The organism is Microbacterium sp. AG1240, assembly GCF_003635115.1.
GTDB lineage: Bacteria > Actinomycetota > Actinomycetes > Actinomycetales > Microbacteriaceae > Microbacterium.
This window is the reverse complement of record NZ_RBXJ01000001.1, coordinates 514,921-524,398: the sequence shown is the minus strand read 5'-3', so window position 1 is coordinate 524,398 and position 9,478 is coordinate 514,921. Positions and strand designations below refer to the sequence as shown.

The 9,478-nt window shown below is 69.4% G+C and carries 12 protein-coding genes; 3 read left to right on the top strand and 9 right to left on the bottom strand.

Translation table 11 applies throughout. The annotated features are described in order from the left end of the window. Window positions 1–52: 52 nt before the first annotated feature. Entirely contained in the window at window positions 53–607 is a 555-nt protein-coding gene (locus DEU34_RS02445; RefSeq protein ID WP_259460007.1) for an LPXTG cell wall anchor domain-containing protein, read from the top strand. A 60-nt stretch (window positions 608–667) separates the two neighbouring features. On the opposite strand, the gene DEU34_RS02440 is transcribed toward DEU34_RS02445, so the two are convergent. Then, window positions 668–1,369, bottom strand: a complete 702-nt coding sequence (locus DEU34_RS02440) for an endonuclease/exonuclease/phosphatase family protein (RefSeq protein WP_121148541.1) — start codon at window positions 1,367–1,369, stop codon at window positions 668–670. A gap of 76 nt (window positions 1,370–1,445) precedes the next feature. Next, window positions 1,446–2,297 (bottom strand): tRNA pseudouridine(38-40) synthase TruA, encoded by an 852-nt coding sequence (gene truA, locus DEU34_RS02435; RefSeq protein WP_121148539.1) that lies wholly within the window; start codon window positions 2,295–2,297, stop codon window positions 1,446–1,448. Window positions 2,298–2,369: 72 nt separating this feature from the next. Between truA and DEU34_RS02430 the strand changes: the two genes are divergently transcribed. Then, entirely contained in the window at window positions 2,370–4,265 is a 1,896-nt protein-coding gene (locus tag DEU34_RS02430) for an acyltransferase family protein (protein WP_121148537.1), read from the top strand. Between the two features lie 71 nt (window positions 4,266–4,336). Here the strand turns inward: DEU34_RS02430 and rplQ are convergent, their stop codons facing one another. The 6 genes from rplQ to infA form a co-directional block, all read right to left on the bottom strand. Continuing rightward, window positions 4,337–4,897: a 50S ribosomal protein L17 gene (rplQ, locus tag DEU34_RS02425; RefSeq protein ID WP_121148535.1), complete on the bottom strand. Its 561-nt coding sequence runs from the start codon at window positions 4,895–4,897 to the stop codon at window positions 4,337–4,339. 38 nt (window positions 4,898–4,935) lie between these two features. Next, a complete protein-coding gene (locus DEU34_RS02420; RefSeq protein ID WP_116648313.1) occupies window positions 4,936–5,925 on the bottom strand; it encodes a DNA-directed RNA polymerase subunit alpha in 990 nt (329 codons plus the stop codon). Window positions 5,926–6,049: 124 nt separating this feature from the next. Then, window positions 6,050–6,448 (bottom strand): 30S ribosomal protein S11, encoded by a 399-nt coding sequence (gene rpsK, locus DEU34_RS02415; protein ID WP_116648312.1) that lies wholly within the window; start codon window positions 6,446–6,448, stop codon window positions 6,050–6,052. Between the two features lie 32 nt (window positions 6,449–6,480). Next, window positions 6,481–6,855, bottom strand: coding sequence for a 30S ribosomal protein S13 (rpsM, locus tag DEU34_RS02410; RefSeq protein WP_121148533.1), 375 nt, complete (start codon window positions 6,853–6,855; stop codon window positions 6,481–6,483). Between the two features lie 197 nt (window positions 6,856–7,052). Then, window positions 7,053–7,169: a 50S ribosomal protein L36 gene (gene rpmJ / locus DEU34_RS02405; protein ID WP_005050492.1), complete on the bottom strand. Its 117-nt coding sequence runs from the start codon at window positions 7,167–7,169 to the stop codon at window positions 7,053–7,055. A 64-nt stretch (window positions 7,170–7,233) separates the two neighbouring features. Further along, the gene (gene infA, locus DEU34_RS02400; RefSeq protein ID WP_116648310.1) at window positions 7,234–7,455 is read right to left on the bottom strand and encodes a translation initiation factor IF-1; all 222 of its coding nucleotides are present in this window, start codon (window positions 7,453–7,455) and stop codon (window positions 7,234–7,236) included. Window positions 7,456–7,756: 301 nt separating this feature from the next. Here infA and DEU34_RS02395 point away from each other — a divergent pair, with 301 nt between their 5' ends. Next, window positions 7,757–8,719, top strand: coding sequence for a hypothetical protein (locus DEU34_RS02395; protein ID WP_121148531.1), 963 nt, complete (start codon window positions 7,757–7,759; stop codon window positions 8,717–8,719). Between the two features lie 68 nt (window positions 8,720–8,787). On the opposite strand, the gene DEU34_RS02390 is transcribed toward DEU34_RS02395, so the two are convergent. After that, complete coding sequence (locus DEU34_RS02390; protein ID WP_121148529.1) at window positions 8,788–9,477, bottom strand: thioredoxin domain-containing protein; 690 nt, start codon at window positions 9,475–9,477, stop codon at window positions 8,788–8,790. Between the last annotated feature and the right edge of the window lies 1 nt (window position 9,478).

Sequence of the window (9,478 nt, the reverse complement as noted above, 5' to 3'; positions counted from 1 at the left end):
TGACCAAGAGACAGGTGCCCCCATGAAAAATAGTTTTGCAAAGGCAGCCGCGGTGATCACGCTCGCCGCCGCAGCCACATTCGCCCCCCTCGCGGCTCACGCCTACCCCACGGGTGAGGAAGCCAGCGTCTCCAGCACGACCGTTGCGCCCGGCGGAACCGTCGAGTTCACGGTGGCCGACGGAACGTTCGATCCGGGCGAGCCCGTCACGATCTCCCTCACCGGTGAGAACGCCTCGGGCGCGAGCCTGGCCGTCCTCAAGACGGCCGTCGAGACCGCAGCGCTCGGAACCGTCCCGGCCGCGGCCGACGGTTCGATCAGCACCGGCATCAAGTTCCCGGCGAACGCCTCGGGCGTCTACACCATCACCGCGACGTCCCCCTCGGTTCCCGAGGGTGTCAGCGTGACGGTCTCGGTCGCCGCGGCCGGCGCCGGTACCGGCGGTTCGAACGCCGGCGGCTCCAACGCCGGTGGCAGCCTGCCGGCTACCGGTATGGACTCCGGTTCGCTCCTCGGCCTCTGGGTCGGCGGCGGCGCGCTCGTCCTCGCCGGTGGTGCCGTCGCGGTCGGTGCTGCAGTGCACCGTCAGCGCAAGCACGCCGCGTAAGACACAGCGGTTCGCAGAAGGGGTCGTCCGGAAACGGGCGGCCCTTTCTCGTTGCCGCGGTCAGGCTGCGTCGTCGCCGACGGGGGCGTGAGAGTCCGACACCTTCGCCGTGATGAGGATCGGGAGGTGGTCCGACAACCCCTGGGGTAGCGTACGGATGCGTTCGATGTCGAATCCCGATGACGTCGCGAAGTCGTAGTGCCCTCGGAAGAACCGGTACCTGGTGTAGGTGCGCGCGTCGCTCAGTGTCAGCTCGTAGCCCTGCGCGCGGATCTTCTGCCCGAGGTACTCCTTGAAGACGGGGTAGTTGTAATCGCCGACCATGAGCGTCGGCAGCCCCTCCCCCAGGTTCTGCAGGGCCGACAGCGCCGTGCGGATCTGGTGGCGTCGCAGTGAGTTCAGCGCCGTCAGCGGCGCCGCGTGGAACGAGGCCACGATGATCTCGCGCCCGTGGTCGATGTCGAACAACCGCACCGCCAGCATCCGCTCCTCGGCGGGCTTGAGCACGTAGTCGTGGAGCGACTTCTTCAACGCGAGGGAACGCACCTCGACGGCGCGGAAGGTGTTCGCCCGGTAGTAGACGGCCAGACCGAGCCGGTTGCGCTGCGTGGCCTCGGCCAGGCGGAGACCGGCGATCTCGGCGGGGAGGCCCGTCGTGTCGCACTCCTGCAGGCAGAGGACGTCGGCCCCGTGGGCCTCGACGAGCTCGGCGAGCTCGGTAGCCGCGCGGTGCTTGCGCAGGTTGTAGGAGATGACCTTCATAGCGGGTACAGCCTAGGCACACGAACCATGGGGCCGGGCCAGGTTGACACCGGCTCGCCGTCGATCGACGCGGCGCTCACTCCTGGTCTCGGCGGCGGCGCGTCTGCTCGGCCCGATCAGCGAGCAGGTCGGCCGCCGGATAGCCCACCGCGGTGAGCGTCAGGCCGCGGGCGGCGAGCACCTTGGTCTCGCTGGTGCGCACCGCCCCGTCGCGGATCGACACCACCTCGTCGACGCCGAGCCGCCCCTCCCCGACCGCGACGCAGGCCCCCACGAGGGCGCGCACCATGCTGTGGCAGAACGCGTCCGCCCTCACGTGCGCGAGAAGCACCCCGTCATCGGTGCGGCGCCAGTCGAACTCGAGCAGGGTGCGGATCGTCGTCGCCTCGTCTCGGGGCTTGCAGTAGGCCGCGAAGTCGTGGAGTCCGATGAGTGAGCGCGCCGCAGCATCCATGCTCCTCACATCGAGCGCCCCCCGGACGCTCGTCGTGCGCAGGCGTTCGAGCGGCTCGTACCGAGCGGCACCGTCGGCGATCCGGTACTCGTAGCGACGCCAGACGGCCGAGAAACGCGCGTCGAACCCCTCCGGAGCGACCGCGGTAGACCGGACGGTCACGTCGGGGTAGGCGCCGAGCACGCCGCGCACGCGACCCGCCAGTGCCGTCGCAGCCTCGTCGGGCTCGGGGGCCGCCGCGCCCCTCCCCCGCGGGAGGCGCCGCACCTGTTCGGGATCCAGGTCGAGGTGCGCGACCTGGCCGGTGGCGTGCACGCCGGCGTCGGTCCGCCCGGCGACGACGAGCCGTGGCGCGCCGCCCACGATGCGCGCGAGCGCGTCTTCGAGCGTGCCCTGCACGGTGCGAAGACCGGGCTGCCGGGCCCATCCGCGGAACGCGGTGCCGTCGTAGGCGATGTCGAGACGGATCCGCACCGACCCAGCCTATGCGTCCCGCCGGCCTGTTTAGACTGGCATGTCCGCGAGTCTCGGAGCCTCCCCCCGCCCATGACAGAACGTCCGCCACGCCCTGCCCGCTACGCGGGTCTCGACGGTATGCGTGCCATCGCCGTCGCCCTCGTGATCGTGTACCACCTCTTCCCGGGGTGGGTCTTCGCGGGCGGCTTCGTCGGCGTCGACGTGTTCTTCGTCATCAGCGGTTTCCTCATCACCTCGCTCCTGCTCGTCGAGCACCGGACGGCGGGACGCATCAGCCTGCGTGCCTTCTGGACGCGCCGCGCGAGGCGGCTGGCGCCCGCGCTCCTTCTCGTGGTGACCGTCTGCGCGAGCGCCGCCTGGCTGGTCGGGGGCGACGTGCTCGCGCGCATGGGGGCGCAGATCCTCGGTGCGGCGACCTTCGGCTACAACTGGGTGTCGATCGCCGGGGGCTCCGACTACTTCGCCGCGACGTCGCCCGAACTCTTCCGCAATCTCTGGTCGCTCGCCGTCGAGGAGCAGTTCTACGTGCTGTGGCCGGTGGTGCTTCCGCTCCTCCTGCTCGTACGCTCCCGCGTCGTGCGGGTCGCCGTGGTGCTCCTGGCCGCCGGCGCGTCGGCGGCCTGGATGGCGCAGGTGATCGGCGGCGGCGACCTCACGCGCGCCTACTTCGGCACCGACACCCACGCGTTCGGCATCCTCATCGGTGTGGCTCTGGCGCTCGTCCTGCGGGCGGCCCTGGCCGAACCGCCGTCGTGGATGCTGCGACGCCGCGCGAAGACGCTCGTCGGTTCCGCCGGCGTGGTCGCCCTCGCCGCGCTCCTCGTCGTGGCCGTCCTCCCCGCCACCGACTCCGCGACGACGTTCCCCGGTGCGATGCTCGCCGCGAGCGTGCTCACCGCCGCGGTCATCACCGCCGCGACCTGGCCGGGGTCGGTGCTCGGCCGATGCCTCGACGTCGCACCGCTGCGGTGGATCGGCGACCGCTCCTACGGCCTCTACCTGTGGCACTGGCCCGTGCTCGTGCTCCTCACCGCGACCTCGGGGGTCACACCCGCCGCGGTGCCGCTGAGCATCGCCGTGGTGACGCTCGCCGTGACCGTCGTCGCCGCCGAGCTGTCGTACCGCCTGTGGGAGGCCCCCGTGCGCCGGCGGGGCTTCCGAGGCGCCGCGAGGGCGGCCTGGAGCGCGCTCCGAGGATCGCCCCAGCGCCGGCTGCGTGCGGTGGCCGCCGCCGGCGCCCTGCTGCTCGTGCTCGGAGGAACGACGGCCGCCATCGCCGCGGCCCCCGCCGAGACCTCCGCCGAATCCGCGGTGCAGGCGGGCATCGACGCTCTCAACGACGCGCAGGGCACGCAGCCCGGCGCCGCAGCCACGGCCGCCCCTCTCCCCGTACCGACGCCGGCGCCCACGCCCGTCGGGGGCGCGGAGATCACGGCCGTGGGCGACTCCGTCATGCTCGCCTCCGCACCCGCGCTGGTCGAGCGCTTCCCCGGAATCCAGGTGGATGCGGCGGTCTCCCGCTCGATGTGGGCCGGACCGGGCATCCTCGAACAGCTCGCCTCCGCCGGTCAGCTGCGCCGGTACGTCGTCGTCGCCCTCGGAACCAACGGGGCGATCGAGCGCGGCACGCTCGAAGAGATCGAGCGGATCGTGGGACCCGACCGCGAGCTCGTCGTCGTGAACGCCCACGCGCCGCGAGACTGGATCGCCGGGGTCAACGCCGAGCTGCAGACCTTCGCCGCCGACTACCCCACGGTCGAGCTCGCGGACTGGTCGGGGGCGATCGGCCCGCACGAGGACCTTCTCGCCGGCGATCGCATCCACCCCGGATCCGCGGGAGGGCGCATCTTCGCCGACACGGTCGCCGCGGCCGTCGACACCGCGCAGAAGGACCGGCTCGACCGCCAGTACGCACTGGATCTGCGCAGCTACGAGCTCAACCGGCGCCTGCTGGGGAGCAACTGAGCCCGGAACGCCGAACGGCCCGCGCATCTCGCGATGCGCGGGCCGTTCGTTGCCGGGGATCCGGCGGGGTCTTACTTCTTGTCGTCCTCGACGACCGCGTCGTCGGCGGCAGCCTCGGCTGCGGCGCCTTCTTCGGGCGACTCCGAGCCTGCGTCGGCGGCCGCGTCGTCCGCAGCATCCGCGTCGGCGACGGTGGCCTCGTCTTCGACGGGCTCCTCGACCGGGGCGGCAGCGGCCGGAGCCGTGCGCTTCGCCGAGCCCGCCTTCGGCGTGACGGGCTCGAGAACGAGCTCGATCACGGCCATGGGGGCGTTGTCGCCCTTGCGGTTGCCGATCTTCGTGATGCGGGTGTAGCCGCCCTGTCGCTCGGCGACCAGGGGCGCGATCTCGGTGAAGAGCGTGTGAACGACGTCCTTGTCACCGATGACGCTCAGCACGCGACGACGCGCGTGCAGGTCGCCGCGCTTGCCGAACGTGATGAGCCGCTCAGCGAGCGGACGCAGGCGCTTGGCCTTCGTCTCGGTCGTCTGAATCGACTTGTGCGTGAACAGTGCCGCGGCGAGGTTCGCCAGCAGGAGACGCTCGTGGGCCGGACCGCCGCCGAGGCGGGGACCCTTCGTGGGCTTGGGCATAGTGATTTACTCCAGTGGAATCGAGGCGGAAGCCGGGATCAGACGGTCTCGTCGTCGTAGCCGCTGTAGAACTGGGCGCCGTCGAAACCGGGCACCGAATCCTTGAGCGACAGTCCGAGCGACGTGAGCTTGTCACGAACCTCGTCGACCGACTTCTGACCGAAGTTGCGGATGTTCATCAGCTGCGTCTCCGAGAGGGCGACGAGCTCGGACACCGTGTTGATGCCCTCGCGCTTCAGGCAGTTGTACGAACGGACCGAGAGGTCGAGGTCTTCGATCGGCATCGACAGCTCGTTCGAGAGGACGGTCTCGACCGGCGCGGGGCCGATCTCGATGCCCTCGGCCTCGACGTTCAGCTCGCGAGCGAGGCCGAACAGCTCGGTCAGCGTACGACCGGCCGACGCGACCGCGTCACGCGGGGCGATGGACGACTTCGACTCGACATCGAGGATGAGCTTGTCGAAGTCGGTGCGCTCACCGGCACGAGTCGCCTCGACGCGGTAGCTGACCTTCAGCACGGGCGAGTAGATCGAGTCGATCGGCACCTGGCCGGCCTCGGCGTACTCGTTGCGGTTCTGGGTGGCCGACACGTATCCGCGGCCGCGCTCGATCGTCAGCTCGAGCTCGAACTTCGCGGTGTCGTTCAGGGTCGCGATGACGAGCTCGGGGTTGTGCACCTCGACGCCGGCGGGGGCGGAGATGTCGGCCGCGGTGACCTCGCCGGAGCCGGTCTTGCGCAGGTATGCCGTGATGGGCTCATCGCGCTCGCTCGAGACGACGAGCTGCTTGATGTTGAGGATGATCTCGGTGACGTCCTCTTTCACACCCGGGATGGTGCTGAACTCGTGCAGCACTCCGTCGATACGGATGCTGGTGACGGCTGCACCGGGGATCGACGAGAGGAGGCTGCGACGCAGGGCGTTGCCGATCGTGTAACCGAAGCCGGGCTCGAGCGGCTCGATGATGAAACGGCTGCGGAACTCCCCGACCTTCTCCTCGGTCAGAGTGGGACGCTGTGCGATAAGCACGATGTGTTCCTTTCGATCACGTATCCGCTATATGACACGTGCAATGGGTGAGGTATTGAGTTGTGGTCGAGCGGATGCTGCGGCCACCGAAACGGGTGGCCGCAGCATCCACGGTCGACGGGTGTCAGACGCGACGGCGCTTCGGCGGGCGGCAGCCGTTGTGCGCCTGCGGGGTGACGTCCTGGATCGATCCGACCTCGAGGCCGGCGGCCGTGAGCGAACGGATCGCGGTCTCGCGGCCGGAGCCCGGACCCTTCACGAAGACGTCGACCTTCTTCACGCCGTGCTCCTGCGCCTGGCGGGCGGCCGACTCGGCGGCCAGACCTGCGGCGAAGGGCGTCGACTTGCGCGAGCCCTTGAAGCCCACGCCGCCGGACGATGCCCAGCTGATGACCGCACCCGAGGGGTCGGTGATCGAAACGATCGTGTTGTTGAACGTCGACTTGATGTGGGCGTGGCCCAGCGCGATGTTCTTCTTCTCCTTGCGGCGCGGCTTGCGCGCTGCGGACTTGGGGGTAGCCATGATTCTCCTGAAACCTCAGCGCCGGCGCAGGCCTAGCGCGCCTTCTTCTTGCCGGCGACGGTGCGCTTCGGGCCCTTGCGGGTGCGAGCGTTCGTCTTGGTGCGCTGTCCGCGCACGGGAAGACCGCGACGGTGGCGGATGCCCTCGTACGAGCCGATCTCGACCTTGCGGCGGATGTCGGCGGCGACCTCACGGCGGAGGTCACCCTCGACCTTGTAGGCGGCCTCGATGTGATCGCGCAGCGCGATCAGCTGGTCGTCGGTGAGGTCCTTCACACGGATGTCGGGGCTGATGCCCGTCGCCGTGAGGATCTCGTCGGAACGGGTACGGCCAACGCCGTAGATGTAGGTCAGGGCGATGACCACGCGCTTGTCACGCGGGATGTCTACGCCGGCGAGACGTGCCATGCGACTCTCCTAGGAGTGTTGTGGAGGTGTGGAGCAGGATCGGTGCCCGGGCCTCCGCCCGAGGTGTCACCTCCGTCCTCGGTCTTCGAGCTGGTCGAAGGGCCGATGGCGGAGGATCTGATCCTGCCGGTGTGTATTCAGTTGCGAGTTTCGAGGTGCGGCGCAGGCGGCGGTGAGACGGCCTGGCGCAGCATCCGTCAGCCCTGGCGCTGCTTGTGACGCGGGTTGCTCTTGCAGATCACCATCACCCGGCCGTGACGGCGGATGACCTTGCAGTGGTCGCAGATGGGCTTGACGCTGGGGTTTACCTTCATGATTTCCTGCTTCGCTGTCTTCGTTCCCCGCACCGCGGCACGGGGACGTTACTTCTCGACCGGCCTAGCGGTAGCGGTAGACGATTCGACCGCGCGTGAGGTCGTAGGGGCTCAGCTCTACGACGACGCGGTCTTCGGGGATGATGCGGATGTAGTTCTGTCGCATCTTGCCCGAGATCGTGGCGAGCACCTTGTGTCCGTTGGTCAGCTCGACGCGGAACATCGCGTTGGGCAGCGCCTCGGAGATTGTGCCCTCGATCTCGATGACACCGTCTTTCTTCGCCATATACTCGCTATCACTTGGAGACCGGTCGGTCTGCGGTGGATGGGTGTCGGTGCAGAAGCACGCCAAAGTAGGCGCAACGCACCAAAGAACGAGCATACGCCACGCGTCACCTTCCGGCAACTTCGCCCCGCCGCGCCGCCCCTGAGACACGTCGATCGGGCAGCACTCACCGCCTGGCGTGGTTTCTCAGCCGATCGGTGTGTTTCGCGGGTGGTCCTCCCCAGGGACGGGACCGACGGAGCCATCCACACCCCCGACATCCGCGCCGCCGCCGAGCCGCTTCGGCGGCCACGCTGTCGGAATGATCGGTCACACCTCGCCGCCCGCCGCCTCCTCGCCCCTCGGGTTCATCACCCGCGCCGACGAAGAGCTCACGCACGTCCGCGCACGGAGCGGGCCGACGCTCGAGCGCGTGCGTCCCGGTGTCTACGTCGATCGTGCGGCGTGGGCGACCCTCGCCCCGTGGGACCGATACCTCGTGCGAGTCCACGCGTTCGCTCTCTCCCACCCTGGCGCCGTGTTCTGTTTCGAGTCGGCCGCAGCGTTGCAACGGCTGCCGATCTTCGGCGAACCCCGCGACATCCATGTCTTCGACCACGCGCGGACGCGCTCACGTCGGTTCGGCGATGTGCTCGTGCATACCGGCGCCGATTCGCGCCGCATCGTGGGCGACGGCCCGTACATGACGTCGAGAGACATCACGGCCCTGGACCTGGCCCGCGTGCTACCACCGGCGTTCGCGCTGGCCGTCGTCGACGCCGTACTTCGACAGGCCGGCCCGGCTCTGTCCGTGGCCGAGCTCCGCGACCTCTCCCGTTCGCAGGCCGCGCGGCGCGGGCGCGCTCGCGTGGAGTGGGTACTGCCCCGCGCGGACCCCACGGCAGAGTCGCCGGGCGAGTCCGTCAGTCGAGCGGTGATCGAATGGCTCGGCTTTCCGGAGCCGGAGCTGCAGCAGCGGTTCGTCTCCGGAGGCGTTGAAGATCGCGTCGACTTCCTCTGGCGGCGATGGCTCGTCATCGGGGAATCCGACGGGTACGCCAAGTACACGGCCGCAGGTGGCGATCCCCTGTCGGCGCTGCGCCGCGAGAAGACGCGGGAGGACCGCCTCCGACGATACGTCGATGGATTCGCTCGGTGGGACTGGGGCGATGCCATGCGCGCCACGCCGCTTCAGACCGCGTTACTGACGGCCGGCCTGCCACAGCTCTATGCCCCGCAGCCGGGGCTGCTCGCGACACTTCGATCGCATCCGCGCTCCCGGTGACCGAGACACACAATTCGGCTGAGACGCGCCGCCAGGCGGGGCGTCTCAGCCAGAAATGGTGTTTCGGGTCAGCTGAAGCGGGCGACGATGTCGGCCTGCGGGTCACCCGTGAGGTCGGTCTGGTTCGTGAGGGTCTGACCGTTCACGACGATCGTCGGGGTCGAAATGCCCCCGGCGCCCGACTGCACGGGGGTCTCGCGGGTCTTCGCGGCGACGTAGCGGCTGTAGGTGCCGTCGGTGATGCAGGATGCGACGCCCTCCCCCGCTCCGACGCCCTCGGCGATGCTGGTGAGGGTCGCGTCGTCGAGACCGGTGGACTGCTCCTGCGGCTGGTTCTCGTAGAGGGCCTGCAGGAACGGCAGCGCGTTGGCCGGATCGTCCGCCGCGACGCAGTACATCGCGTTCGCCGAGCGCGTCGAGTACTCCGTGCCCTGCGAGGCGCGGTCGAGGATCGAGATCGGGTGGATGTTGAGGGTGATGGTGCCGTCGTCGGCGAGCTGCGAGAGCGTGGAGCCGTAGGTCTGCTCGAAGTTGTTGCAGATCGGGCACATGAAGTCGACGTACGTGTCGACCGTATTTGGACCGCTTCCGACCGCGATCGCGCCGGTCTCCTCGTTGATCGCCGAGCTCTCGGGCGCCGGGCCCGGCGAGGACGCCTGCGAGTTCGAGAACCACACGATGCCCCCGACCGCGACGATCACCACAACGACAGCGGCGCTCACCCAGATCGCGAACCAGTTCGTCTTACCCGCAGCCATG

Bases quoted from the DNA above. Each gene is read 5' to 3' on its own strand.
- DEU34_RS02440 (WP_121148541.1), bottom strand. From the start codon at position 1,369: ATGAAGGTCATCTCCTACAACCTGCGCAAGCACCGCGCGGCTACCGAG.
- DEU34_RS02430 (WP_121148537.1), top strand. From the start codon at position 2,370: ATGACAGAACGTCCGCCACGCCCTGCCCGCTACGCGGGTCTCGACGGT.
- rplQ (WP_121148535.1), bottom strand. From the start codon at position 4,897: ATGCCCAAGCCCACGAAGGGTCCCCGCCTCGGCGGCGGTCCGGCCCAC.
- rpsK (WP_116648312.1), bottom strand. From the start codon at position 6,448: ATGGCTACCCCCAAGTCCGCAGCGCGCAAGCCGCGCCGCAAGGAGAAG.
- rpsM (WP_121148533.1), bottom strand. From the start codon at position 6,855: ATGGCACGTCTCGCCGGCGTAGACATCCCGCGTGACAAGCGCGTGGTC.
- rpmJ (WP_005050492.1), bottom strand. From the start codon at position 7,169: ATGAAGGTAAACCCCAGCGTCAAGCCCATCTGCGACCACTGCAAGGTC.
- infA (WP_116648310.1), bottom strand. From the start codon at position 7,455: ATGGCGAAGAAAGACGGTGTCATCGAGATCGAGGGCACAATCTCCGAG.
- DEU34_RS02395 (WP_121148531.1), top strand. From the start codon at position 7,757: ATGATCGGTCACACCTCGCCGCCCGCCGCCTCCTCGCCCCTCGGGTTC.
- DEU34_RS02390 (WP_121148529.1), bottom strand. From the start codon at position 9,477: ATGGCTGCGGGTAAGACGAACTGGTTCGCGATCTGGGTGAGCGCCGCT.